Source organism: Pseudomonas sp. GM30, assembly GCF_000282275.2.
Taxonomy (GTDB): Bacteria; Pseudomonadota; Gammaproteobacteria; order Pseudomonadales; family Pseudomonadaceae; genus Aquipseudomonas.
In genome coordinates this window covers 24,507-48,841 of the sequence record NZ_AKJP02000030.1, presented here as the reverse complement: position 1 = coordinate 48,841, position 24,335 = coordinate 24,507, and the positions used below count along the sequence as shown (strand labels likewise).

Here is a 24,335-nt window from a genome sequence, read left to right as displayed (position 1 = left end):
TTGCGAAAATGCTTACAGTTAAATACTGTATGCCCGTACAGCTTAATAAGGATAACCTCGTGGCCACCTCTCCTGATGCTCCTGACGCTTACGAACGCATGGGCATGCGCGTTCAGAAAATCATCAATTCCCCTACCGCACAAAAAGCCAAAGCCGCCTTGATCTTCCGTCTGCCGGACGAGCCTGTGGATGCATGGGAGCAACTGCTCGAGGAAATCGACGAGAACGACAACGTCACCCTCGCCTATCGCGACGATGGCGGCGTGCAGATTTTTTGGGTTGTGCCGAAGGAAGATTGATTCAATGAGTGTCCGCTGTTTTGCTTTGCTGTTGTTGTTCATCGCCTGTGGCGCCCAGGCGGGCGCGCCCCGTACTTTTACCGAGGCCAAGAAAGTCGCCTGGAAACTCTATGCACCGCAGTCCACCGAGTTTTACTGCGGGTGCAAGTACACCGGCAACAAGGTGGACTTGAAGGCATGCGGTTACGTGCCGCGCAAAAATGCCAAGCGCGCCTCGCGCATCGAATGGGAGCACATCGTCCCGGCGTGGGAGTTCGGTCACCAGCGTCAATGCTGGCAATCGGGCGGGCGCAAGAACTGCACCCGCTATGACCCGAGCTATCAGAAAGCCGAAGCCGACCTGCACAACCTGGTGCCAAGCATTGGCGAGGTCAACGGTGATCGCAGCAATTTCAGTTATGGCTGGCTACCGGTGCAATCCGGGCAGTACGGCTCGTGCCTGACTCAGGTCGACTTCAAGGCCAAGAAGGTCATGCCGCGCCCGTCGATTCGCGGCATGATCGCGCGCACCTATTTCTACATGAGCAAGCAGTACGGATTGCGCCTGTCGAAACAGGATCGGCAGTTGTACGAAGCGTGGGACAAGACTTACCCGGTGCAGGACTGGGAACGTCAACGCAATCAGAGCGTGGCGTGCGTGATGGGGCGCGGCAATGAATTTGTCGGCCCGGTAAACCTCAAAGCCTGCGGCTGATTCTTCAGCCAAAAGAAAAGGCCTCGAACGTGATGTTCGAGGCCTTTTTTATTTTTAGCTGCCAGCCTTGTTGTAGCGCCAGTAGCCCATCAGATTGAGTGACTCGCGGGGGATACCGCACTCCTTGATCAGGTATTTGCGCAGACGCATGACTGCCGCGCTTTCTCCGGCAATCCAGGCATAAAATCCTTCAGGAGCCGTGTTGGCGATCTCCCAGAGGATGTCTTTGTCGATATCGACTTCGGCGAGTTCGGCGGCTTGCCCGACCGAGGAATCCTCTGCCGGCAGGAAAGCCTGTTGCACCGCCTCTACCATCAGCGCTCCAGCCACTACTTCTGGCGCCTGATCGCGAACCAGCCACTGCACCGACAGCCCAGGCCAATCCGGCACCGAGAGCATGTCTGACGCGCTGTCTACTTCAAAGTACGCCCGAGTCTGAGGCGGTTCAGCCATGGCCGCCAACTCGTCAAGAATACCCATGGCGGCCGGTAACGCCGTGGCATCCGCCACCAGCAAAACCTCCTTGAGCAGCTGCGGCGGTTTCCATTCGAACCCTCCGGCGTCCTGTGCCGAGAAATTACTGTCGGGAGCAAGAATCTGCATCGACGCTCCCGGCTGCGCACGCAGCGCCCAGCGCGATGCGGGACCGGTCTCGCCATGCAGGACAAAATCGATGTCGACCTCGCCCTGATCGGCGCGCAAATGACGAATGGTGTAGGTGCGCATTGCTGGCCGCCGGCTCGCCAGCATCGAACGAAAACGCGCGTACCAGCCCTCCTCCTGCGCAAGACTTGCAGGCGATCCATCCTCAGCAGGAAAGAACAGTTTGACCCGCTGATCCGGCGCCCAGGTGGCCATGCCACCTATCGAAGGGTCGGCGAGCGTGATCCGCATCATGTGCGGACTCAACAGCGTCTTGCGGTGCAGAACCGCATTGAAGAGTTTGTAGGGAGCGGCGGAGGCCATGCGGAGCTCCTTCGAGAAATCGTGATTGACTCGTATAAGACGAATCGCCTGCGATGTCCTTTAGGCCGCTCCGCTGAAAGTACTACTTACGGCGCGAGCGGATGCTCGACAAGCACCGATTCGACGTTCTGCTTTTTGGCTTTCACCAATGCCGCATCCACCTCTACTTTGCGTGCTTGCGCCTCGGCCTGAGAGTTGAACGGGCCAATCAGGATCCGGGTCTTGCCGCCGGTGTCCTTGATCACGGTCGGCACGAACGCATGCTCGATCAACCAGCCACTCAGGTCACTGACAGCCTGAGGTGTTTCACCGCGTACTTCGAGGTCCCATTGCGGGGCGGACGCCGCCGCAGGTGCGGCCGCGACTGCCGTTTTCGGCTTCTGCACGTCTACACTTTTGCCTTCACCACATCCCGCCAATGCCAGTGCCGCGACCATCCAGACCAGTTTGCGCACAACGCTTTCCTCGAAAATCACAAAGCGGCGATCTTAACATTCATAAATACTTGGCGAGGCCCGCAAAATGGGCACAAAACAACGAGATTGATGATTGCAGCCTCTGTATAGTTACGCCCTGGGAATTAATGCCGCATCTGCGCGTCAGAAAGAGGCACCCAAACCGTGAGACTTCGCACTAATCTATACGTACCACCGACCTCTGCACTGTCTGAATCAGGTGCCCTACAAAGCAATCAAGGAGAAGACCATGCTGATACTCACCCGCAAAGTCGGTGAAAGCATAAATATTGGTGATGACATTACGATCACCATCCTCGGCGTAAGCGGTCAGCAAGTCCGTATCGGCATCAACGCCCCGAAAAACGTCGCCGTGCACCGTGAAGAGATCTATCAGCGCATTCAGGCTGGCCTGACCGCCCCGGACAAGCCACAAACGCCCTGAGCCACCCCGCCGTCAGTAGCCAGTCCGTTTGCCTTCGCGCAAGACTGGCTAAAGATTCACGCGCCGTACTGCCATCCGCTCCCCAGTCCGCTGGGCACGGCGCCTGACACATCCCTCTCTCCGCTTCATGCGCTCCCGCCCCCTCTCCTGCAGCGCGATACTACCTGCGACTGCCAAGCCTGGCTGTCAGACATTTCCGAGAGAACACAGAGAATTGCTCCCTGCTAGCCGAAGGTCACGCCGCGCGCCATGCCGGTGGCTGCAATCACCATCAATACCAACAGCAGCGCCTCGACGTGACTGATCCGTGCATACAGCTTTGCACGCCCGATATCGAACGCCTTGCCCCGCGCCAATGCTATCCGCCATTTGACCAACGTGATCATCGGCGCCAGCTCTGCCAGAAGAATCAGCACGAACAACGTCATCTTCAAATGGAACAGCGGCTGATGCAGATAGTAGTCAGTGCCCTTTTCAAATCCGCCAAAAGCACGCATACCGCCAGTGATCAGCAGAGTCAGCGCGGCAATCCCCCACAGATTATCCGCAAGCAGTACTCGCTTCGCCTCACCGACGCCAGCAGCCAGACGACTGAACGCCGTGCCACGGGTCAACACAGCCCAGAAGCCCAAGGCAAAAGCCAATAGATGAATAGCGGCAAGCAACCAGTGAACCAGCATCGACGAACTCCTTTGAGAAAGCCCTGGAAAACGCCAGTCAGTAGTAGTCGAAAAAAACCGGTTTCGCCCGCACACAACTGTGGGACTGGAAAGCTTCGCGCAGGAAGCAAGGAGACAGAGCGGGGAATCCGCCAAATCGCAGGCAAAAAAAATCCCAAGCAGCTGATGGAAGCTTGGGATTTAAAAATGCATAAACCGTGGTGGTGAACGCGGGGCAGATGTTACTGAAGTTCACGATCAGCAACAACATTTTTTTGATAACCGGTCGGTTAAAAATGCGGGTAACCCGTTCAATATCCACACTTTTTCGACGGATCCAATAAGAGAACAGAACGCCATATCAGCAGTTCGTGTTATTTCGAAACACGCTAAGCACCCAGGGTAACGAACGATCTGAAGATACCGAGGCAAGCGCCTGAACCACGGCTCCGGCAAATCGCAGACAACAAAAAAGGGCCCACCTTTCGGTGAGCCCTTCTAGACCGCCCAGCAGAGCGGATTTTGTTTGGTAGGCGCGATTGGACTCGAACCAACGACCCCCACCATGTCAAGGTGGTGCTCTAACCAACTGAGCTACGTGCCTGCTGTGAGGCGGCATTCTACGGAATTCCGGAGGGGTGTCAACACCTTTTTTTTCACCTAACCCTATGAATATGCAAAATATTTAATTTCGGGCCGGTGAAGAAGATTTTTCCGGTGGCTGGCGGAGGTTTTTCAACTCGGGTAGGATCGGCGTACTCGTAAAATATATTAAACAGAGGCTGCAGGATGGCGAACACCCCTTACCCAGAGTCTTATTACGCTGCGTCGGCCAATGCCGCACCGCCACGTCCGGCCCTGCAGGATGATGTGGAGACGGATGTCTGTGTGATCGGCGCCGGGTATACCGGGCTGTCGTCGGCGTTGTTTCTCTTGGAGAACGGTTTTCGCGTGACGGTGCTGGAAGCGGCCAAGGTCGGCTTCGGTGCGTCGGGGCGTAATGGCGGGCAGATCGTCAACAGCTATAGCCGCGACATCGATGTCATCGAACGCACGGTTGGCCCGAAGCAGGCGCAACTGCTCGGGCAGATGGCCTTCGAAGGCGGCCGGATCATTCGTGAGCGCGTGGCCAAGTACAACATCCAGTGCGACCTGAAGGACGGCGGCGTGTTCGCCGCCCTCTCCGCCAAACAGATGGGTCACCTGGAATCGCAGAAGCGCCTGTGGGAGCGCTTCGGCCACACCCAACTGGAACTGCTCGATCAGCGCCGCATTCGCGAAGTGGTGGCCTGCGATCAATACGTCGGCGGCATGCTCGACATGAGCGGCGGCCACATTCATCCGCTGAACCTGGCGCTCGGTGAAGCCGCTGCGGTCGAGTCCCTCGGCGGCACCATCTATGAGCAATCGCCAGCCGTGCGCATCGAGCGCGGCGCCAACCCGGTGGTGCACACGCCGCAGGGCAAGGTCAGGGCCAAGTTCATCATCGTCGCCGGCAACGCCTACCTCGGCAATCTGGTGCCGGAACTGGCGGCCAAATCGATGCCGTGCGGCACTCAGGTCATCACCACCGAACCATTGAGCGATGAGCTGGCGAAAACTCTGTTGCCGCAGGATTACTGCGTCGAAGACTGCAACTACCTGCTCGACTACTACCGACTGACCGGCGACAAGCGCCTGATCTTCGGTGGTGGTGTGGTTTACGGGGCGCGAGATCCGGCGAACATCGAAGCGATCATCCGCCCGAAAATGCTCAAGGCGTTCCCGCAACTGAAGGACGTGAAGATCGACTACGCGTGGACGGGCAACTTCCTGCTGACCCTGTCGCGCCTGCCGCAGGTTGGGCGCCTGGGCGATAACATCTACTATTCGCAAGGCTGCAGCGGCCACGGCGTGACTTACACGCATCTGGCCGGCAAGGTACTGGCCGAGGCGTTGCGCGGTCAGGCTGAACGTTTTGATGCGTTTGCCGATTTGCCGCACTACCCGTTCCCGGGCGGACAGATGTTGCGTACGCCGTTTGCGGCGTTGGGTGCGTGGTATTACGGACTGCGTGACAAACTGGGTTTCTGATCAGTTTTCTTGACTGACAAACAACTGTGGCGAGGGAGCTTGCTCCCGCCGGGTCGCGCAGCGGCCCCTCTTTTATCTAGAAAGAAGGCCTGCTGCGCAGTCCAGCGGGAGCAAGCTCCCTCGCCACAAATATTTGCAGAATTCAGATCAGAGCTGGTCTCGGGCAATTCCACTACGGATCCGCAAGATATCCGCCAGCACCGCCAAGGCGATCTCCGCCGGTGTCTTGCTGCCCAGGTTAAGCCCGATCGGCGCATGAATCCGCGCCAGCTCGACCTCCCCCAGCCCACCAATCCTGCGCAAGCGCTCGAAGCGCTTCTGCGAAGTCTGCTGCGAGCCCATGACGCCGATGTAAAACGCCTCGGTGCGCACCGCTTCCATCATCGCCAGATCATCGATACGCGGGTCGTGGGTCAACGCCACCACTGCGGTATCGCGATGACAACCGCCATCGGCGATGAACACCGACGGCAACTGTCGACGAATCTCCACGCCGTTGAGCACCACGCCTTCGAGCACTTCATCGCGCGGATCGCAGAGAATCACTTCGAAACCAAGACCCACCGCAAACTCGGCACAGGCCTGCGCCACGCTGGAGTAACCCGCCAGCAGCAAGCGCTGAGCGGCACCGACGCGAATCCGCACCCGATCAATCTCGCGCTCGATGCGCGCACCCTGCTCGCGATCAGCGAACAGACTGCGCGCACCACTGGCCAGATCAACTTCGCGAATCAAACGGCGCTGACCAAGCAACGCCGATTCCAGCTCACGCAGATGCGCCTGCACCTCGCAATCGGCGTCAAATTTCTCAACCAGCACGTCGAGAATTCCGCCACAGGGAAGGCTGACCCGCGAGCGCGGATCATCACCTTCGCCATAACGCACGACGCTGACCGCATCGAGAAACGCGCCCTCAGCCACGCGCTCGAGAAAGTCTTCCTCAACACAGCCACCGGACAGCGACCCGATCCACTGGCCGCTATCGTTCACCGCCAGCAGCGAACCCGGCGCACGCGGCGCCGAGCCGTAGGTGGTCAGCACAGTGCAGAGCCAAATGCGCTGCCCCGCTACCGACCACTCCAGTGCCCGCCGCACAACCTGTAGATCGAGATGCTGCATGTCAGTGCGCCTTGTGCTCGATGGCCGGAGCGTCAGCCTGCAGTTTCTGCACGTCGCTGACTGCCAGCTCCGCCGATTGACCGCCCCAGCCTTGACGCAGGTAATTCAGCAGATCGGTCAGCTGTTCTGCGCTGAGCTTGTCAGCAAAACCCGGCATCGGCTGCATGTGTTCGAACCCGGCGAATTTCTGCTCGCCGATACCGTCCTCGATCACCCGCACCAGGTTGCGCGGATCTTCCAGACGCAGCGTGGTGTTGCCGCGCATGGCTACGGCGATGTGCGGTTTGCCTTCGCCGCCGGCAGCGTGGCAACCGGCGCAGACGTTCAAATATTCCTGACGGCCGCGTTGCGCACTGGCACTGAGTTTTTCCACTGGCACTTCGCTCAGCTCTTTTGCCGCTGGCGGCTTGTCGCCGAGCAGGAAGGTCGCCATCGCCGCCAAATCCTGATCGTTCAGGCCTTGGGTGCTGTTGTGGAACACCGGGAACATCTCGTTGAACATCGTGCCCTGCGCGCTCATGCCGTGCTTGAGGAACGTGCTCAGGTCCTGCTGATTCCAGCCGCGCGCCGCCAGATCGGTGGCGAGCAGGCTCGGAGCCAGATAACCGTTGAGGATGCCGCCGGTCAGGCGCTTGTCCAGTTGCATCGCGCCCGGCAGGCCGCGTGGCGTGTGGCATTCGCCGCAGTGACCGAGCACTTCGACCATGTACTGGCCGCGTTTCCAGGCCTCGCTTTTGCCTTCGACCGGCTCCAGCTTCAGGGCCTTGCCGTACATCAAGTTCCAGGCGATCAGGCCCGGACGCACGTTGAACGGAAAGCTCAAACTGGTGACCGGCGCGGCGCGCTCGATCGGCTCGATGGTTTTCAGGTACGCATGAATCGCGTCCGAATCTTCCCGAGGCATCAAGTGATACGAGGTGTAAGGCATCGCCGGGTACAGATTGGCGCCGTCGCGACGCTTGCCCTCAGTCAGCGCAGCGAAGAACTCGTCATCGCTGTATTGGCCGATGCCGTGCTCTTTGCTCGGGGTGATGTTGGTGCCGTAGATCGTGCCGAACGGCGAGACGATCGGCAGCCCGCCGGCAAACGGCGCGCCGCCCGGCGCGGTGTGGCACGCCATGCAGTCGGCGGCGCGGGCGAGGTATTCGCCGCGCTTGACCTGATCGTCGGCATGGGCCGACAACAGCGGCGCAGCCAGCCCGACCGCCAGGGTCAGGCGGATCAGTAGATGCTTCATGCTCAACCCTCCTTGACCAGGCCGAGATCGGTCAGCACGTTGCGGGTGGCATTGTAGTAACGCACGTACCCGGTGCAACGGCAGACGTGATGGCCGAGGCTGTCCTCGATGACCTGTTCCAGTTTGCTTTTGGCGATCGGCTGGCGCTGCAGCTTCTCCACCAGCACCGTCGCGGCGTTGACGAAGCCCGGTGCGCAGTAGCTGCACTGGAAGGCGAATTCGTCGACGAAGCGCTGCTGGATCGGGTTCAGCTCAGTGACCTGACCGCTCTCATCGCGCTTGGCGTGGGCTTCGATGGTGCGCACTTTCTTGCCCTCGAAGTAATGCGCGCCGGTGATGCAGGTGCGCACTTCTTCGCTGGTGCCGTCCGGGTTGTCGACGATCACCACGCAGGCGTGGCAGATGCCCTGGCCGCAGCCCAGGCGCGAGCCGGTGAGGTTCTTGTATTCGTGCAGGTAATCGATCATCGGCAGGTCATCAGGGATGTCCACCGGGCCGACGGATTGACCATTGAGGGTCAGTTGAAGCGGACGGTTAGCCATTGAGGGCCTCCTTGATGCGCGCAGCAGTGATTGGCAGATCGCGAACACGTTTACCGATGGCGTGCGCCACGGCGTTACCGATGGCACCGACCACCGGGATCATCACCACTTCGGCGATGCCTTTGGACGGATCGCTTGGCGACAGCGGCGGCAGAATCTCCGCAGTCTGCTTCCACACCGCCACGTGGCGGGCCATCGGCAGGCGATAACGGTTGAAGTTCCAGTCACCCTCCCCCGGCCCGCCTTCATACAGCGGCATCTCTTCCATCAGCGCGTGACCGATGCCCATGGCGATCCCGCCTTCGAGCTGGCCCTTGACCAGTTCTTCGACCAGCACCCGACCGCACTCGACCCACGAATGGTGGTTGAGCACTTCGACTTGCGCCGAACCTTTGTTGACCTTCAATTCCACCAGCGTCGCGACCGGGCTGTAGTAAGTCACCGCGGCGTTGTTCAACTGAACAACCGGGTAGTTGATGTTCTGGCGATCCAGCAGGTGGAAACCCGCCGTGTTCATCAGCGCTTTCTTCGCCTTTGGCGCGCCATCGCCGTACTTCACGGCCAGACCGTCGAGCGGCAGACGCTCGCGCACGCCGTCGATGCTGTATTCGGCCTCGGCCCAGCTCCAGCGGTTGAACGCGTGAACGGTGGCGCCGGTGACCAGACCACGTTCGTGAGCGCGCTTGGCCAGCTCTTCGAAAGTCAGCGGCTGCATACCGTTGGCAGTGAGTTTGCCGTCGACCCAATGCGCATCTTCACGACGCACCACATAAGGGTTGGCTTGACCGCCGTAAGGGCCCTGCCGCCAGATTTCCATGGCCGCCGGCCACAAGCCGTTGTTGAATAGCACGCGCGCCGCTTCACGGGTGGCGTGGCTGAAGTAGTAAGCCGAGTTGGTCGCGGACGAAGCGGAGGCCAGCTTGCCAACCCAACGCGGGTTGCGCAGCAGGTTGTCCTGCTCGGCCTGGCTCATGATGTAAGGGTTGCCGCTGGTGATCAGCTGCATTTCCTTCCATTCGGTTTCGCCAGTCTTCACGTCATGCGCCGGGCTGCCGAGGAAATCGGCGACGACCAGTGCTTGCGAAGTGGACATGCCGGTGCCAATTTCGATACCGATGTGGCGCAGGGTGATGCGCCCTTCAGCGGTGAATTCGATGCTGGCCATCGGCGCTTCGGAGCCAGTGCCGAAGTCTTTCTGGCAAATGGCAAAACCGACGCCATACCAGTTGTCCGGGTCGGCGGCTTCGCGCTGTTTCTTGATCGCGTCGCGATTTTTCCAGACTTCGTGCACCGAGGCCTTGTCGAGAATTTCGTGCAGTCGCAGAGCGCCGGCCGGGATCGCACCCTGGGTGTTTTTCATGCCCGAACGCAAGGCGTTCTTGCGACGCAGATCAATCGCGTCAACACCAAGGCGGTTGGCGATTTCGTCGACCATCATTTCGGTCGAGGCCATGCTTTGCAGGGTGCCGTAACCGCGCATCGAACCCGCTTCAACGCCACGCGAGTGGTAAGCAGTGACCTGCAGATCGTTCTGCGGCATGTAGTAGATCGACTGCGCCGCCGTGGCACCCACCGCCGCCACTGACGGGCTGTAGTTGATGCGACCGCCGCCATCGACGCTCATTTCTGCGCGGAAAATCTTGAAGCTGTAGTCGTTCTTGTCCACCGCCAGTTGATAGCGGATATCGAACGGGTGGCGCTTGATGCCGCTCTGGAACTGCTCGTAGCGGTCGTTGGCCAGACGGATCGGCACACCGGCGCCATACAGCGCAGCGAGGGCCGCGTAGTAGACGAAGATGTTATGGTCTTTGGAACCGTAGCCCACGGTGTAACCCGGGTGCATGTTCAGGTTGTCCAGGCCGAAGCGCGACGGCGCGATCATTTTCGCGGTCTCGGTCGCCGCTTCCAGCGGGCACTGGGTGGCGACCACGAAGTGCAGGGTCTTGGTTTTCGGGTCGTACCAGCCGTTGCCGTTGTCCGGCTCCATGGCGGCCGGTTCGATCGACGGGGTCTTGTAGCGCTCATCGAACACCAGCCAGTTGTCCGGCGGTGTGTCGATCTGCTGCTTCATGCGGTCAGCGTAGAACAGACCGCGCTCGGTCAGGTTGCCGTGCAGGTTCGGCTGGGAATTCCACACCGGACGCCGGTTTTTCAGCATCGGGAACAGGATCGAGTCTTTCAGGCTGGCGAATTCGTCTTCGTCGGCCGAGGTCGGGCCACCCACGCGCACGTAGCGGAAGCTGCCATAGGGGTCGCCTTCGTAGTACGGCACTTGTGCACCGTAACGAATCGCCTTGTCGTTGAATTTGAGTTTGTTCTTGGCCTGACGGAAACGCTCGAAATCGTTCCAGATCAGGATCGCCACCGGGTGGCCGATGAACATCGGCACTTTGCCTTCCGGCAGCAATGGGTCTGGCGCGTGTTCTTCGGGGAAGACGATACCGTCCTTGTCCAGGTCAGCTGCGGTGACGATGCGGTCAGGCTGCAAGTCGGCACCGAGCCACGACAGATCGTAGCCGGCGTAGATACGGTCGGCCTTGATGGTTTTCAGCAGCATGGCGTGGCCTTGCTGTTCAGGCCAGCCCGGCATGTCCTTGGAGCGAATGTCGCGGGCAAAGACTTTGCTGCCGCAGACTTTGGACAGGGCATCGTTACGCTGGCGTGCCTTGCCGTTGTTGCCGAGCCACTTCTCGGACGGCACGGTTACGCTGTTTTCCATCAAGGCAGCCAGCGCCTGACTGCTGAGTGGCGTGAGCGTGACGCTCACACCCGCCACCAGCCCGCCCTGGAGGAACGAGCGCCGGGATATATCACGGTTGGACATGAATCATCCTCTGGGCGGTTATGTGTCCGCCCTTCTGGTTATCTACTGGGAATCTCGAGTCTTGCAGAAGCCCTTTTTGGCTAAACAAAGGGCGTGTTGACAGTGCAAAGCTGACCGAAAGGTTAACTTTAAAGGTTTCTGGGCTCGCAGCAAACAACCAGTTACAAAAATTTGACTAAAGAATCAAAAAATCAATGCGACGTGGCACCGCATGAGATCAATCCGCCATACCTATTCGAATGCGGTTGCCTACTCCATGTAGGAGCTGTCGAGTGAAACGAGGCTGCGATCTTTTGCTCCTGCTTCTACGATCAAAATCAAAAGATCGCAGCGTGCCGCAGCTCCTACAGGGATTTGTGCAGGGCTGGGTAATGAAGGGAGAGAGGGTCAAATTTCAGACACAAAAAACCCCGGTCTTTCGACCAGGGTCTTTGTTATCGATTCCGAACCAACCAGCGGTTGCTTTCGGAGTTTCAAGGCGTTCAGTGGTCCTTGAAACAGATATGGCGCAGCGGACGGGACTCGAACCCGCGACCCCCGGCGTGACAGGCCGGTATTCTAACCGACTGAACTACCGCTGCGTATCGCTTTGAGCTTGCGCTCAAGTAACTCTTTTTGATTGAAAGCTTCGGTGCTTTGCAATCGCGAACCAGACATTGCCTGACTCGTAAAATATGGCGCAGCGGACGGGACTCGAACCCGCGACCCCCGGCGTGACAGGCCGGTATTCTAACCGACTGAACTACCGCTGCGCGTCGGTGCAGGCACTTTCAGCCTACGCTCTTGCTTTCGCAAGTCTCTCGGGGAGTGGTGGGTGATGACGGGATCGAACCGCCGACATTCTGCTTGTAAGGCAGACGCTCTCCCAGCTGAGCTAATCACCCGTTTGCATCTCCGAGGCCGCGAAATTTACGCAGGTAGCGAACCTAAGTCAATAGCAGGATTGAAGTTTTTCTGAAAAAGACAAAATTGCTTCATTCCCTGAAGAAAGCAACAACCCTGAAACCGCTATCGCGAGCAGGCTCACTCCTACAGGTTTGCGGCTTCGCTTCTTAGTCCGTGTAAATCATCTTCTTGGTCATGCCGCCATCCACGACAAATTCCTGCCCGGTCACAAACCCGGCATTGCGCGACAGCAGCCACGCCACCATCGCCGCAACGTCTTCGACCGTCCCTACCCTGCCCGCCGGATGCTGCGCATGATCGGCATCGGCCAAAGGCTCGGCTCGACGCGCAGAAGGATCACGGGCATCGATCCAGCCAGGGCTGACCGCATTAACGCGAATCTCCGGCCCAAGGCTGATCGCCAACGCATGCGTAAGCGCCAACAACCCGCCCTTGCTCGCCGCATACGCCTCGGAATCGGCCTCCGATTGCCGAGCACGGGTCGAGGCCAGATTGACGATCGAACCGTTGTGCGCGCGCAGATACGGCGCACAGTGCTTGGCCAGCAGCATCGGCCCGCTGAGGTTCACCGCCAGCACCCGATTCCAGTAGGCCAGATCGAGACTTTCCAGGGTGATGTTGTGCGGATCGGCCACCGCCGCATTGCACACCAGCGCATCCAGGCGACCGAACTGCCCCAACACCTCGGCGACACCCAGCGCGACCTGCCCCTCATCAGCAACGTCCATGGCAATGAACCAGGCATTCTCGCCCAGCACCTTCGCCACTTTCGAACCACGCGCGCGATCCAGATCGGTCAGCACCACTTGCCAGCCTTCGCTGATCAGCCAGGCCGCAATGCCCAGACCGATACCGCGCGCAGCGCCGGTAACCAGCGCCACGCGGCCATGGGTGCCTGCGGTCGGCGTAGACAACTCGATCACAACGCCGCCAGACCGCGCGACAGATCGGCCTGCAGATCCGCCACGTCCTCCAGACCGACCGCGATGCGGATCAGGCTGTCACGAATCCCTGCTGCTTCACGCTCCTGCGGCGCCAGACGGCCATGGGAGGTGGTGCTTGGATGGGTGATGGTGGTTTTGCTGTCACCGAGATTGGCGGTAATCGAAATCAAGCGAGTGGCATCGATAAAGCGCCACGCGCCCTCTTTGCCGCCCCTGACCTCGAAACTCACCACCGCACCGAAGCCCTTCTGCTGACGCTGGGCCAGGTCGTGCTGCGGATGGCTCTTGAGACCGGCGTAATGGACTTTCTCGATACCGTCCTGCTGCTCCAGCCATTCGGCCAATTGCTGGGCGTTGGCGCAGTGCGCCTTCATCCGCAGGTTCAGGGTTTCCAGACCTTTGAGGAAAATCCACGCGTTGAACGGGCTCAGGGTCGGCCCGGCGGTGCGCAGGAAGCCGACGACTTCTTTCATCTGTTCGCTACGACCGGCCACCACACCGCCCATGCAGCGGCCCTGGCCGTCGATGAACTTGGTTGCCGAGTGCACGACAATGTCCGCACCGAGTTTCAGCGGCTGCTGCAAGGCAGGCGTGCAGAAGCAGTTGTCGACCACCAGCATCGCGCCTTTGGCGTGAGCGATTTCTGCCAGCGCGGTGATGTCGACCAGCTCGGCCAGCGGGTTGGACGGCGACTCGACGAACAGCAGCTTGGTGTTCGGCTTGATTGCCGCATCCCAACCCGACAGATCGGCCAGCGGCACGTAGTCGACTTGCACACCGAAACGCTTGAAGTACTTCTCGAACAGGCTGATGGTCGAACCGAACACGCTGCGCGACACCAGCACGTGATCGCCGGCACTGCACAGGCTCATCACCACCGCCATGATCGCGGCCATGCCCGTAGCGGTAGCGACCGCTTGCTCGGCGCCTTCCAGCGCAGCGATGCGCTCTTCGAACGCACGCACGGTCGGGTTGGTGTAGCGCGAGTACACGTTGCCCGGCACTTCCCCGGCAAACCGCGCAGCCGCGTCGGCAGCGGTGCGGAACACGTAGCTGGAAGTGAAGAACATCGGATCACCGTGCTCGCCTTCCGGCGTACGGTGCTGACCGGCACGTACGGCCAGGGTATCGAACGCTACGCCTTCGAGGTCGCTGTCCAGCCGACCGGCATCCCATTCCTGACTCATGCTGTCACTCCTTGCCCTGTTCTGAATAAATGAAAGTCTTTTGCCAGATACAAAACCGGCCCCTCAGGGCCGGTAGAAACTCAGTTGTTGTACAGATCGATGATCGCACTGACCGCCTGGGTCTTGACCTTGGAGGCATCGTTGCGTGCCTGCTCGATCTTGTCCAGGTAAGCCTCGTCGACGTCGCCGGTGACGTACTTGCCGTCGAACACCGCGCAGTCGAAGTTCTCGATCTTGATCTTGCCGCCACCCACCGCTTCGATCAAGTCAGGCAGGTCCTGGTAGATCAGCCAGTCAGCGCCGATCAGATCCGCCACGTCCTGAGTCGAACGATTGTGGGCGATCAGTTCGTGAGCGCTCGGCATGTCGATGCCGTAAACGTTCGGGAAGCGCACGGCCGGGGCCGCCGAGCAGAAGTAGACGTTTTTCGCGCCGGCTTCGCGGGCCATCTGGATGATCTGCTTGCAGGTGGTGCCGCGCACGATCGAGTCGTCGACCAGCATCACGTTCTTGCCGCGGAATTCCAGTTCGATGGCGTTGAGCTTCTGGCGAACTGACTTCTTGCGCGCCGCCTGGCCCGGCATGATGAAGGTCCGGCCGATATAACGGTTCTTGACGAAGCCTTCGCGGAATTTCACGCCCAGGTGGTTCGCCAGCTCCAGCGCGGCGGTGCGGCTGGTGTCCGGAATCGGGATGACCACGTCGATGTCGTGTTCCGGACGCTCGCGCAGGATCTTCTCGGCGAGTTTTTCGCCCATGCGCAGACGCGCCTTGTACACCGACACGCCGTCGATGATCGAATCCGGACGCGCCAGGTAGACGTGTTCGAAAATGCACGGGGTCAGCGACGGGTTGGTTGCGCACTGACGGGTGTGCAGCTTGCCGTCTTCGGTGATGTAGACCGCTTCGCCCGGCGCCAGATCGCGGATCAGGGTGAAACCGAGCACGTCCAGCGAGACGCTTTCGGAAGCGATCATGTACTCGACGCCTTCGTCGGTGTGACGCTGGCCGAACACGATCGGACGGATGCCGTGCGGGTCACGGAAACCGACGATGCCGTAACCGGTGATCATCGCCACCACCGCATAACCGCCGACGCAACGGTTGTGCACGTCGGTTACGGCGGCAAACACGTCTTCTTCGGTCGGTTGCAGCTTGCCGCGCTGGGCCAGCTCATGGGCGAACACGTTGAGCAGCACTTCCGAGTCGGAACTGGTGTTGACGTGACGCAGGTCGGATTCGTAGATCTCCTTGGCCAACTGTTCGACGTTGGTCAGGTTGCCGTTGTGCGCCAGGGTGATGCCGTAAGGCGAGTTGACGTAGAACGGCTGCGCTTCGGCCGAGGTCGAGCTGCCGGCGGTCGGGTAACGGACGTGGCCGATCCCCATGTGGCCGACCAGGCGCTGCATGTGACGCTGCTGAAACACGTCACGCACCAGGCCATTGTCCTTGCGCAGGAACAACCGGCCATCATGGCTGGTCACGATACCGGCAGCGTCCTGGCCGCGGTGCTGGAGCACGGTTAGCGCGTCATACAGCGCCTGATTGACGTTCGACTTACCGACGATACCGACGATGCCACACATGCGACGCAACCCCTACTTAATGGATCTGAACTGAACAACACTCACTGAGGCGTTTTGGCCGACGGCAAGAGTTGCTCCTTGAACGGAATATCAGCGGGTACGCTGATTCCGCTGGCAAGCCACTGACTGCTCCACCCGAGAATCAGGTTTTTGGACCAGTCGGCGACCAATAGAAACTTTGGCACGAGCTGTGATTCTTTCCACCACCCGTCCTGCTGTACCGGCCCCAGGCTCAACAGCCCGACTGCCACGACCACCAGCAACACGCCACGCGCTGCGCCGAAGGCCATGCCCAGGAATCGGTCGGTGCCGGACAATCCGGTCACGCGCACCAACTCGCCGATAAGATAATTGATCATTGCGCCCACGATCAGCGTGGCGACAAACATGATGGCACAGCCCGCGATCACGCGAGCCGATGGGGTTTCGATATATCCGGCGAGGTACTCGGACAATGAGCCACCGAACATCCAGGCAACCGCTCCTGCAATGATCCAGGTCACCAGCGATAATGCTTCCTTGACGAAGCCGCGGCTCAAACTGATCAAAGCGGAGATGGCGATGATTGCAACGATCGCCCAGTCAACCAGGGTAAATGGCACAGTGCAGCCTACAGACGGATAAGGCGGCGCATTTTAGCAGAGCGCACCGCTGTCGGTAAGCTGCGATTTTCAGTGCATTTCAATCGAATCGATAGATCCTAGCCGCGCTCGGGCTGGAAGCGCACGACAAAACCCTTGAGGTTCTGCTGACGACTCAACAGATCGCGCAGACGATCGGCCTCGGCACGCTCGATCAGCGGGCCGACGAACACCCGATTCTTGCCGTCGGCGGAACGAATGTAAGCGTTGTAACCCTGACTGCGCAGAGTTTTCTGCAGGCTTTCAGCGCTGGCGCGACTCGACAGACTGGCCAACTGCACCGACCAGCTGACCGACAGACCGTTGGCGTCGACACGGCTTTGCGTGGTGTCAGGCTTGGTCGGGGCCGCAGCGATCGGCTGAGCCGGTGCCGTTGTCGGCTTGGCCGCTGGCGCCGGCGCCGGAGCAACCGGCTTGGCGACAGGAGCAGGCGCTGGAGCCGGTGCAATCGGCATCGCCGGCGCCGATTGCTCGTCCACCTCATCATCGCTCAGCACCGGTTCTTGCGGCAGCGTTTGCGGCTCGGGCACGGCCACCGGTTCAAGCTGTACTTGCGGCACAGCAGGCGCCTGCGGCGCGGCGGGCGCCTCGACCGTCACTTGACGTTGCTCGTCCTGGCGGGAAAACAGCATCGGCAGGAAAATCACCGCCAGTGCCACCAGCACCAGGGCGCCAACCATGCGCTGCTTGTACGCTTTATCCAGCAAAGCCATTTGCCGCTTCCTCCGTGGAGCGCCGGGCCAGCCATTCAAGGGCCTCGGCGACACAATAAAATGATCCGAACAACAGAATCTCATCGTCGCTGGTTGCGATCGCGCACTGCCCTTCCAGCGCCGCCGCGACACTGTCATAGGACGTGACGGACGCGCCAAGGTTCTGCAATGCCGCGTGTAATTCACTGACCGGACGTGCGCGCGGCGAATCCAGCGGCGCTACCGCCCAGTGCTGGACACTAGCATTCAATTCGCCGACAACACCATCCAGATCCTTGTCCGCCAACAGGCCGAACACCGCCAGACGCTTGCCCACCGGCGGCCGACTGGCCAGACGCCGCGCCAGATACTGCGCTGCGTGCGGGTTATGCCCCACGTCCAGCAGCAGGTTCAGGCGCTTGCCATTGAACTCGAACGAACGGCGATCCAGACGCCCGATCACACGCGTGGCCTGCAAGGCAGCAACAATTTGCGACCGATTCCACGGCAAACCGAGCAGCAGATACGCCTGCAATGCCAGCGCCGCATTTTCCATCGGCAGGTCGAGCAGTGGCAAATCATGCAACTCGACAGGCTGACCTTGCGCGTCAGTGCCGCGCCACTGCCAGTGGTGATCGGTGATTCCCAGATCGAAGTCGCGCCCACGCAGAGACAACGGGCACGCCAGTTCACGGGCCTTGTCGAGCAACGGTTGCGGAGGATTCAGATCGCCGCACAAGGCGGGCTTGCCCTGACGGAAAATCCCGGCCTTCTCGAAGGCCACGGATTCGCGGGTATTGCCCAGGTATTCGGCATGATCGACGCCAATGCTGGTGACCAGCGCGATATCGGCGTCCACCACATTGACCGTGTCCAGACGCCCCCCCAGCCCGACTTCCAGCACCACAGCGTCAAGTTTTGCCTGTTGAAACAGCCAGAACGCCGCCAGGGTGCCCATTTCGAAGTAAGTCAGGGAAGTGTCGCCGCGCCCGGCCTCCACCGCAGCGAAGGCTTCGCACAGTTGCGCATCAGTGGCTTCGACGCCATTGAGCTGCACCCGCTCGTTGTAACGCAGCAGGTGCGGAGAATTGTAGACACCCACGCTCAGGCCCTGCGCGCGCAGCAATGAAGCCACGAATGCGCAGGTCGAACCCTTGCCGTTGGTGCCGGTGACCGTAATCACCCGAGGCGCCGGCTGGCCCAGTCCCATGCGGGACGCTACCTGTTGCGAACGCTCCAGCCCCATGTCGATGGCCGATGGATGCAACTGTTCAAGGTAGGCGAGCCACTCGCCAAGGGTGCGCTCGGTCATACGTTGGCAGGCACCGGTGGAACAATGATTGGCTCGACAGGCGCGGCGACGTAGGTCGGTGTCGGCTGGCCGGTCAGTTGCGCCAGCAGATTGCCCAGGCGTGGACGCAGTTCACGACGATCGATGATCAGGTCGATCGCGCCATGCTCCAGCAGGAACTCGCTGCGCTGGAAGCCTTCCGGCAGTTTTTCCCGCACGGTCTGCTCGATCACGCGCGGGCCGGCGAAGCCGATCAGGGCTTTCGGCTCACCGACGATCACGTCGCCGAGCATCGCCAGGCTGGCGGAAACGCCGCCGTAGACCGGATCGGTCAGCACCGAGATGAACGGAATGCCTTCTTCACGCAGACGCGCCAGCACAGCCGACGTCTTGGCCATCTGCATCAGCGAGATCAGCGCTTCCTGCATGCGCGCACCGCCGGAAGCGGCGAAGCAGATCATCGGGCAACGGTTTTCCAGGGCGTAGTTGGCGGCGCGCACGAAGCGCTCACCGACGATGGCGCCCATGGAACCGCCCATGAAGTTGAATTCGAACGCCGATACCACCACCGGCATGCCCAGCAGGGTGCCACTGACCGAGATCAGTGCGTCTTTTTCGCCGGTCTGCTTCTGTGCAGCGACCAGACGGTCCTTGTACTTCTTGCCGTCGCGGAATTTCAGACGGTCAACCGGCTCCAGATCGGCACCCAGTTCGTTGCGACCTTCGGCGTCCAGGAAGATATCGATGCGTGCCCGTGCACCGATGCGCATGTGGTGGTTGCACTTGGGGCAAACGTCCAGGGTCTTTTCCAGCTCAGGGCGATACAGCACAGCCTCGCAGGACGGGCATTTGTGCCACAGACCTTCAGGCACCGAGCTCTTCTTGACCTCCGAACGCATGATCGAAGGGATCAGTTTGTCTACTAACCAGTTGCTCATGCTTTCTTTCTCCAGTACCGGCGGCCCGAACGCTCTGGTTCGCAGCCCCGCGTATGCCCTTCAGCTAAATTCATGTGTGTGGCGATGGTCGGTGGAACGCCGCGGTCAGCGCGAAACATGACCTGCGTGCAACTCCAGAAACCCTCAGCCTCGCCTGCTTTGTGCAAGTGCATTGATGGACGGCGGCAGTTCGCCAGCCGTCACATCGAAGTAGACGCTCCCTGCGAGCTGCTACGTACGGCATTGATGAACGCGCGGATCTTCGCATGATCCTTGATGCCCTTGCTCGCCTCTACCCCACCACTGACATCGACGGCGTACGGTTTGACCCGGGCCACGGCGTCGGCGACGTTTTCCGGCGTCAGCCCACCGGCCAAGATCAGCGGCTTGCTCAACTGCTGCGGAATCAATGACCAGTCGAACGCCTCACCGGTTCCCCCAGGCACGCCTTCGACATAGGTGTCGAGCAGCACGCCACTGGCACTCGGATAGGCATCGACGGCGGCGGCAATGTCGTCGCCAGCCTTGACCCGCAACGCCTTGATGTACGGACGATGCCAGCCTTCGCAGTCTTCAGCGGTCTCGTCGCCATGAAACTGCAACAGATCCAGCGGCACGGCATCGAGGATTTCCCCCAACTCACAGCGGCTGGCGTTGACGAACAGGCCAACGGTGGTCACAAACGGCGGCAAGGCGCGGATGATCGCCCTCGCCTGCTGCACGCTTACCGCCCGTGGACTCTTGGCGTAAAAAACGAAACCGATCGCATCGGCCCCGGCTTCGACCGCTGCCAACGCATCTTCTAAGCGGGTGATCCCGCAAATCTTGCTGCGAACGGCCGACATGTCGATAAAAACCTCAGGGTAAACACCGGGAAAGTCCCGGATGGTAACAAAAGCTTCCGAGGGCGTCAGCCGTCAAGGCCCGAGAAACCCGTAAGGAAATGTGGCCCGATAAAACGCTCAGGCAACGGAAACTCATCGTGATACTCGACCTGCACCAGGTACAGCCCGTACGGATGCGCTGTGACACCACCGGAGCGGCGCTCGCGGCTTTCAAGAACTTCCTTCATCCACTCCACCGGGCGCTCGCCGGCGCCAATCGTCATCAGCACGCCGGCAATGTTGCGCACCATGTGGTGCAGGAATGCATTGGCACGGATATCGAGCACGATCATCTTGCCGTGACGGGTCACGCGCAGATGATGCATCTTCTTGATCGGCGACTTGGCCTGACACTGGCCGGCGCGGAACGCACTGAAATCGTGGGTGCCAATCAGGTATTGCGCAGCTTGCGCCATGCGCTCGACGTCGAGTGGGCGGTGGTTCCAGGTGATTTCTTCGTTGAGATGCGCCGGACGAATCTGATCGTTGTAGATGACATAGCGATAACGCCGGGCGATGGCTTTGAACCGCGCATGAAAATGCGCCGGCATCACCCGCGCCCAACTGACACTGATGTCGTGGGGCAGATTGATGTTGGCGCCCATCACCCAGGCTTTCAGCGAACGATCGACCTGCGTGTCGAAATGCACCACCTGCCCGCAGGCATGCACCCCGGCATCGGTACGACCGGCGCATTGCAGGGAGACCGGCGAATTGGCGACTTTCGACAAGGCTTTTTCAAGCTCTTCCTGCACGGTTGCGACACCCGTCAACTGACGCTGCCAGCCGCTGTAGCGCGAGCCTTTGTACTCGAGGCCCAGTGCCACGCGGTAAAAGCCTTCAGGCGCCATTTCGGCGACCGGGTTATCTATGTTTGCCAAGGTGGGACAGCCTGCTGAGGTACAAAGGCGGGCATTATAAGGCTGTGAGTCGGGGATGCCAGTCAGTTCTGTGTTGACCGATCCGGCCCCATCGCTGGCAAGCCAGCTCCCACAGTTTCTGCAGCGCATGCAATACCTGTGGGAGCTGGCTTGCCAGCGATGGCGATAGCATTGCCGCTACAAAATCCAGCCCAAACAAAAACGGCAGCCTCGATGGGCTGCCGTTCTGTTTACTGCTGACGCCGAATCAAGCCAGGTGCGAAAGCATTTCCTTGGCTTCGCCACGCTGCTTTTCGTCACCCTCGGTCAACACTTCATTGAGGATGTCGCGTGCGCCGTCGCTGTCGCCCATGTCGATGTAGGCCTGGGCCAGATCGAGTTTGGTTGCAGCTTCGTCGGTGCCGGCGAGGAAATCGAAGTCGTCTTCACCCAGATCATCACCCAAGGCCGCATCGGCTTCGGTGAAGGTCGGCTCGGCGATGCTCTGCGACAGGCGATCCAGCTCGGCGTTGACGTCATTCAGTTCCGCTGCGAATGCGTCAGGCTCGGCTGCGGGGTTGCTGTCCATTTCGTCGGCCAGGGACAGATCGAAATCCGCCGGCAGCTCCAGATCGTCCTGTGGCGCTTCGTTCACCACTGCAGGCTCGACCGGCGACAGGTCTTTCACGCCCTCGTCCAGGTCCAGCAGGAAATCATCATCCGCCAGATCCGCCCCCGGGGCTGGCGCAGGCTCGGCACCCAGGTCCAGATCGAGGTCGAAGTCCGACAGGTCGTCGAGATTGTCTTTGATCTCGGTCTGCTGTTGCAGCACCGATTCGAAGCTCAGATCGTCGTCGGCCGGGAATTCATCCAGCTCCACCGGCGCTTCAGGTGCGACGACAGGGGCAGGTTCAACCGGGGTGATGTTGTCGAGATCGTCCAGGCTCAGGTCGAACGCGCTGTCGAGGTCGTCTGCCGCAGGCTCAGGTGCAGGCGCCTCCGGCTCGTCGAGCAGCAGCTCCTTGACGTATTGCGCATCGAGCTCGGCGGCGGCTGCCGCCGCGGCCAGACCCGCGACAGCGACGACCGCCATGGCCGGGAAGCGTTTTTTCAGCTCTTCGACCTTGGCGAAGTTATCGCCGTTGGCCACCAGCTGACGCTCCTGACCGACGAATGCATCACGGTCGCCCTGCTGGCCGTAGACTTCCATCAGTTTCAGACGCAGATCACTGCGTTGTGGCTCAAGGCTGACGCCCTCTTCCAGCAACGCTGCGGCCTGATTCAGGCGGCCGGCATTGATGTGCGACTGCGCCTTGTCCAGCACGTCATCGGAACGCTCGGCGGATGGCGCGACCAATGGCGCGGCAATCGGCTCAGCCATCACCACCGGCGCCACGACCGCAGCAGGCGCTGGCGCAGGTGCTGGGGTGTTGAGCTTGACGCTGGCGGCAGGGGTTTCCAGACCTTCGAAGCTGCTTTCCGGCAGATCCTGCTCGGCGGAGAACTCTTGCTCTTCCGCCAGCGCACGAGCCATGCGCAGGTGTTTCTCGGCCTCCTGCTGGGCTTTGCGGCGACGGGCCAGCAGCAACAGAAGAAGCAGCAGCACCACCGCACCGCCACCGATCAGACCCAGCAGGATCGGATTGGTCAGCAGCTCGTTGAAGGTTTTGTCTTCGTCGACAACCGGCTTAGGCGCGACGACAGGCGTCTCGGCAGGCGTATCGACCGGAGGGGCAATCGCCGACTCTGGCGTGGGTGCCGCTTCTGCCGGAGTGGCTGGAGGAGTTGCAGCCAGTTCGGCAGTGATCGCCGGCACCGCAGCGGTGGCGGCTGGCGCGGTGCCCGGGCCTTCTGCCTGCATCTTCGCCAATTGGTTGTTCTTCAGCTCGATCAGGCGTTGCAGCTTGTCCAGCTGACTTTGCAGATCGGCCATGCGGCTTTTCAGTTCCTCGTTGTCACGACGGGTCGTGTCGAGGCTTTCCTGAGTGACCGCCAGCTTGTTGCTCAAGGCCTTGGCATCGCCGGCCGGGCCTTTGCCACGACCCTTGGCGTTTTCGGCAGAGACCAGACTCAGGTTGTCCTTGGCGTTCTGCCCGGCGCCGACATTGCTGCTGCCACGCTTGGTCGCGTCGAGCTGCTGCTGACCAGTGCCAGGCTTGGCCACATAACGACGGCCCTGACGCCAGGCTTCGTTCTGCGCCGCAACTTCGGCAATGGCTTTGGACTGCGGCAGCGCGGTGCTTTCCACCGAGTCCGGCAGACGCAGCACCTGACCGGTTTTCAGCCGGTTGATGTTGCCGTCGATGAACGCATCCGGGTTGAGTGCCTGAATCGCGAGCATGGTCTGCTGCACGGAACCGCCGGTGCGCGCCTTCGCGGCGATTTCCCACAGGGTGTCGCGCGGCGTGGTGGTGTATTGCGACGGGTGCGTGGCGCCGGTGGTCGGTGCGGTGATGGTCTGCGACGGCGCCGGTTGTGCGGCGGCATCAGCGGTCTGCGGCGAGAACTTCGACGGATCCAGCAGCACGCTGTAATCGCGCAGCAGACGGCCGTTGGGCCACATCACCTGCACGAGGAATTTCACCATCGGTTCCGACAGCGGCTTGCTCGACGTCACGCGCAGCACGCTTTTGCCGTTGGCGTTGAGCACCGGAGTGAACGTCAGGTCATTGAGGAAGGCCTGGCGATCAACGCCGGCCTTGGCGAAATCTTCGGGTGAAGCCAGGCTCGGCACCACTTCGGCAGCGGTGAGATCCTTGACGTCGAGCAACTCGATCTCGGCCACCAGCGGCTGGTTCAGGGTCGACTTCAGGGTCAGCTCCCCGAGCCCGAGGGCATGCGCCATACCGGAGGACAGCGCCGAGGCGGCCGCTATTGCTAACACCAGTTTGCGAACTTGAACCATAGCCTCATCCTTTGTTTGAACGTTCCTCGGCCAGCGAGAAGATGTTGATTGCCGCTGCCGTAAGGCATTGCGCGCGACGACGACAGACTGCCGCGCGCGATCATTTCTTTGATGCCCCGGAAAGTCCCGGAGGGTGACACGTTATCGAGTGCTCCGAGCAAGCATAGCGCTCACCTAGAATCAGTCGA

General features: G+C 60.6%; 22 protein-coding genes and 4 tRNA genes. 4 read left to right on the top strand and 22 right to left on the bottom strand.

Going from position 1 to position 24,335, the window contains the following annotated elements; translation table 11 throughout:
• Positions 1 to 29 precede the first annotated feature (29 nt).
• Positions 30 to 299, top strand: a complete 270-nt coding sequence (locus PMI25_RS23700; RefSeq protein WP_371917862.1) for a DUF1654 domain-containing protein — start codon at positions 30 to 32, stop codon at positions 297 to 299.
• Between the two features lie 4 nt (positions 300 to 303).
• The gene (locus tag PMI25_RS23695) at positions 304 to 993 is read left to right on the top strand and encodes an endonuclease (RefSeq protein WP_007961223.1); all 690 of its coding nucleotides are present in this window, start codon (positions 304 to 306) and stop codon (positions 991 to 993) included.
• A 54-nt stretch (positions 994 to 1,047) separates the two neighbouring features.
• On the opposite strand, the gene PMI25_RS23690 is transcribed toward PMI25_RS23695, so the two are convergent.
• Positions 1,048 to 1,959 (bottom strand): siderophore-interacting protein, encoded by a 912-nt coding sequence (locus PMI25_RS23690; protein WP_007961214.1) that lies wholly within the window; start codon positions 1,957 to 1,959, stop codon positions 1,048 to 1,050.
• Positions 1,960 to 2,045: 86 nt separating this feature from the next.
• Positions 2,046 to 2,414, bottom strand: a complete 369-nt coding sequence (locus PMI25_RS23685; protein WP_007961212.1) for an SPOR domain-containing protein — start codon at positions 2,412 to 2,414, stop codon at positions 2,046 to 2,048.
• A gap of 250 nt (positions 2,415 to 2,664) precedes the next feature.
• Between PMI25_RS23685 and csrA the strand changes: the two genes are divergently transcribed.
• Positions 2,665 to 2,859 (top strand): carbon storage regulator CsrA, encoded by a 195-nt coding sequence (gene csrA / locus PMI25_RS23680; protein WP_003179932.1) that lies wholly within the window; start codon positions 2,665 to 2,667, stop codon positions 2,857 to 2,859.
• Positions 2,860 to 3,083: 224 nt separating this feature from the next.
• Here the strand turns inward: csrA and PMI25_RS23675 are convergent, their stop codons facing one another.
• The 3 genes from PMI25_RS23675 to PMI25_RS23670 form a co-directional block, all read right to left on the bottom strand.
• Entirely contained in the window at positions 3,084 to 3,539 is a 456-nt protein-coding gene (locus tag PMI25_RS23675; RefSeq protein WP_007961211.1) for a DUF2214 family protein, read from the bottom strand.
• 37 nt (positions 3,540 to 3,576) lie between these two features.
• Positions 3,577 to 3,840 (bottom strand): hypothetical protein, encoded by a 264-nt coding sequence (locus tag PMI25_RS29240; protein WP_150113667.1) that lies wholly within the window; start codon positions 3,838 to 3,840, stop codon positions 3,577 to 3,579.
• A 205-nt stretch (positions 3,841 to 4,045) separates the two neighbouring features.
• Positions 4,046 to 4,122: transfer RNA gene (locus PMI25_RS23670), tRNA-Val, on the bottom strand.
• Between the two features lie 185 nt (positions 4,123 to 4,307).
• On the opposite strand from PMI25_RS23670, the gene PMI25_RS23665 reads away from it, so the two are divergent.
• The gene (locus tag PMI25_RS23665) at positions 4,308 to 5,591 is read left to right on the top strand and encodes an NAD(P)/FAD-dependent oxidoreductase (RefSeq protein WP_007961210.1); all 1,284 of its coding nucleotides are present in this window, start codon (positions 4,308 to 4,310) and stop codon (positions 5,589 to 5,591) included.
• Positions 5,592 to 5,738: 147 nt separating this feature from the next.
• Here the strand turns inward: PMI25_RS23665 and PMI25_RS23660 are convergent, their stop codons facing one another.
• The 17 genes from PMI25_RS23660 to PMI25_RS23580 form a co-directional block, all read right to left on the bottom strand.
• Positions 5,739 to 6,710, bottom strand: coding sequence for an XdhC family protein (locus tag PMI25_RS23660; RefSeq protein ID WP_007961209.1), 972 nt, complete (start codon positions 6,708 to 6,710; stop codon positions 5,739 to 5,741).
• Between the two features lies 1 nt (position 6,711).
• The gene (locus PMI25_RS23655) at positions 6,712 to 7,947 is read right to left on the bottom strand and encodes a cytochrome c (RefSeq protein WP_007961208.1); all 1,236 of its coding nucleotides are present in this window, start codon (positions 7,945 to 7,947) and stop codon (positions 6,712 to 6,714) included.
• Between the two features lie 2 nt (positions 7,948 to 7,949).
• Complete coding sequence (locus tag PMI25_RS23650) at positions 7,950 to 8,489, bottom strand: (2Fe-2S)-binding protein (RefSeq protein ID WP_007961206.1); 540 nt, start codon at positions 8,487 to 8,489, stop codon at positions 7,950 to 7,952.
• Positions 8,482 to 11,313 (bottom strand): xanthine dehydrogenase family protein molybdopterin-binding subunit, encoded by a 2,832-nt coding sequence (locus tag PMI25_RS23645; RefSeq protein WP_007961204.1) that lies wholly within the window; start codon positions 11,311 to 11,313, stop codon positions 8,482 to 8,484. Before PMI25_RS23645 ends, PMI25_RS23650 begins: the two co-directional genes overlap by 8 nt.
• Positions 11,314 to 11,817: 504 nt before the next feature.
• Positions 11,818 to 11,894: transfer RNA gene (locus tag PMI25_RS23640), tRNA-Asp, on the bottom strand.
• A 94-nt stretch (positions 11,895 to 11,988) separates the two neighbouring features.
• Positions 11,989 to 12,065: transfer RNA gene (locus PMI25_RS23635), tRNA-Asp, on the bottom strand.
• Between the two features lie 56 nt (positions 12,066 to 12,121).
• Positions 12,122 to 12,197: transfer RNA gene (locus PMI25_RS23630), tRNA-Val, on the bottom strand.
• A 168-nt stretch (positions 12,198 to 12,365) separates the two neighbouring features.
• Positions 12,366 to 13,142, bottom strand: coding sequence for an SDR family oxidoreductase (locus PMI25_RS23625; RefSeq protein ID WP_007961201.1), 777 nt, complete (start codon positions 13,140 to 13,142; stop codon positions 12,366 to 12,368).
• A complete protein-coding gene (locus PMI25_RS23620) occupies positions 13,139 to 14,350 on the bottom strand; it encodes an O-succinylhomoserine sulfhydrylase (RefSeq protein WP_007961199.1) in 1,212 nt (403 codons plus the stop codon). Before PMI25_RS23620 ends, PMI25_RS23625 begins: the two co-directional genes overlap by 4 nt.
• 80 nt (positions 14,351 to 14,430) lie before the next feature.
• Positions 14,431 to 15,936 (bottom strand): amidophosphoribosyltransferase, encoded by a 1,506-nt coding sequence (gene purF, locus PMI25_RS23615; protein WP_003226416.1) that lies wholly within the window; start codon positions 15,934 to 15,936, stop codon positions 14,431 to 14,433.
• Positions 15,937 to 15,977: 41 nt separating this feature from the next.
• A complete protein-coding gene (locus tag PMI25_RS23610) occupies positions 15,978 to 16,538 on the bottom strand; it encodes a CvpA family protein (RefSeq protein ID WP_007961197.1) in 561 nt (186 codons plus the stop codon).
• 98 nt (positions 16,539 to 16,636) lie between these two features.
• Positions 16,637 to 17,290 (bottom strand): SPOR domain-containing protein, encoded by a 654-nt coding sequence (locus PMI25_RS23605; protein ID WP_024164491.1) that lies wholly within the window; start codon positions 17,288 to 17,290, stop codon positions 16,637 to 16,639.
• Positions 17,274 to 18,581 carry a bifunctional tetrahydrofolate synthase/dihydrofolate synthase gene (gene folC / locus PMI25_RS23600; protein WP_007962211.1) on the bottom strand — a complete coding sequence of 436 codons (1,308 nt, stop codon included), beginning with the start codon at positions 18,579 to 18,581 and terminating at the stop codon, positions 17,274 to 17,276. Before folC ends, PMI25_RS23605 begins: the two co-directional genes overlap by 17 nt.
• The gene (gene accD, locus PMI25_RS23595; RefSeq protein WP_007962210.1) at positions 18,578 to 19,498 is read right to left on the bottom strand and encodes an acetyl-CoA carboxylase, carboxyltransferase subunit beta; all 921 of its coding nucleotides are present in this window, start codon (positions 19,496 to 19,498) and stop codon (positions 18,578 to 18,580) included. Before accD ends, folC begins: the two co-directional genes overlap by 4 nt.
• A gap of 200 nt (positions 19,499 to 19,698) precedes the next feature.
• Entirely contained in the window at positions 19,699 to 20,343 is a 645-nt protein-coding gene (locus tag PMI25_RS23590; RefSeq protein ID WP_007962209.1) for a phosphoribosylanthranilate isomerase, read from the bottom strand.
• 65 nt (positions 20,344 to 20,408) lie between these two features.
• The gene (truA, locus tag PMI25_RS23585; RefSeq protein WP_045122178.1) at positions 20,409 to 21,233 is read right to left on the bottom strand and encodes a tRNA pseudouridine(38-40) synthase TruA; all 825 of its coding nucleotides are present in this window, start codon (positions 21,231 to 21,233) and stop codon (positions 20,409 to 20,411) included.
• 277 nt (positions 21,234 to 21,510) lie between these two features.
• Entirely contained in the window at positions 21,511 to 24,147 is a 2,637-nt protein-coding gene (locus PMI25_RS23580; protein WP_024164490.1) for a FimV/HubP family polar landmark protein, read from the bottom strand.
• Between the last annotated feature and the right edge of the window lie 188 nt (positions 24,148 to 24,335).

Coding starts and splice junctions, on each gene's coding strand:
- PMI25_RS23700 (WP_371917862.1), top strand. CDS start 30: ATGCCCGTACAGCTTAATAAGGATAACCTCGTGGCCACCTCTCCTGAT.
- PMI25_RS23695 (WP_007961223.1), top strand. CDS start 304: ATGAGTGTCCGCTGTTTTGCTTTGCTGTTGTTGTTCATCGCCTGTGGC.
- PMI25_RS23690 (WP_007961214.1), bottom strand. CDS start 1,959: ATGGCCTCCGCCGCTCCCTACAAACTCTTCAATGCGGTTCTGCACCGC.
- csrA (WP_003179932.1), top strand. CDS start 2,665: ATGCTGATACTCACCCGCAAAGTCGGTGAAAGCATAAATATTGGTGAT.
- PMI25_RS23675 (WP_007961211.1), bottom strand. CDS start 3,539: ATGCTGGTTCACTGGTTGCTTGCCGCTATTCATCTATTGGCTTTTGCC.
- PMI25_RS23665 (WP_007961210.1), top strand. CDS start 4,308: ATGGCGAACACCCCTTACCCAGAGTCTTATTACGCTGCGTCGGCCAAT.
- PMI25_RS23660 (WP_007961209.1), bottom strand. CDS start 6,710: ATGCAGCATCTCGATCTACAGGTTGTGCGGCGGGCACTGGAGTGGTCG.
- PMI25_RS23655 (WP_007961208.1), bottom strand. CDS start 7,947: ATGAAGCATCTACTGATCCGCCTGACCCTGGCGGTCGGGCTGGCTGCG.
- PMI25_RS23650 (WP_007961206.1), bottom strand. CDS start 8,489: ATGGCTAACCGTCCGCTTCAACTGACCCTCAATGGTCAATCCGTCGGC.
- PMI25_RS23645 (WP_007961204.1), bottom strand. CDS start 11,313: ATGTCCAACCGTGATATATCCCGGCGCTCGTTCCTCCAGGGCGGGCTG.
- PMI25_RS23620 (WP_007961199.1), bottom strand. CDS start 14,350: ATGAGTCAGGAATGGGATGCCGGTCGGCTGGACAGCGACCTCGAAGGC.
- purF (WP_003226416.1), bottom strand. CDS start 15,936: ATGTGTGGCATCGTCGGTATCGTCGGTAAGTCGAACGTCAATCAGGCG.
- PMI25_RS23605 (WP_024164491.1), bottom strand. CDS start 17,290: ATGGCTTTGCTGGATAAAGCGTACAAGCAGCGCATGGTTGGCGCCCTG.
- folC (WP_007962211.1), bottom strand. CDS start 18,581: ATGACCGAGCGCACCCTTGGCGAGTGGCTCGCCTACCTTGAACAGTTG.
- accD (WP_007962210.1), bottom strand. CDS start 19,498: ATGAGCAACTGGTTAGTAGACAAACTGATCCCTTCGATCATGCGTTCG.
- PMI25_RS23590 (WP_007962209.1), bottom strand. CDS start 20,343: ATGTCGGCCGTTCGCAGCAAGATTTGCGGGATCACCCGCTTAGAAGAT.
- truA (WP_045122178.1), bottom strand. CDS start 21,233: ATGGCGCCTGAAGGCTTTTACCGCGTGGCACTGGGCCTCGAGTACAAA.
- PMI25_RS23580 (WP_024164490.1), bottom strand. CDS start 24,147: ATGGTTCAAGTTCGCAAACTGGTGTTAGCAATAGCGGCCGCCTCGGCG.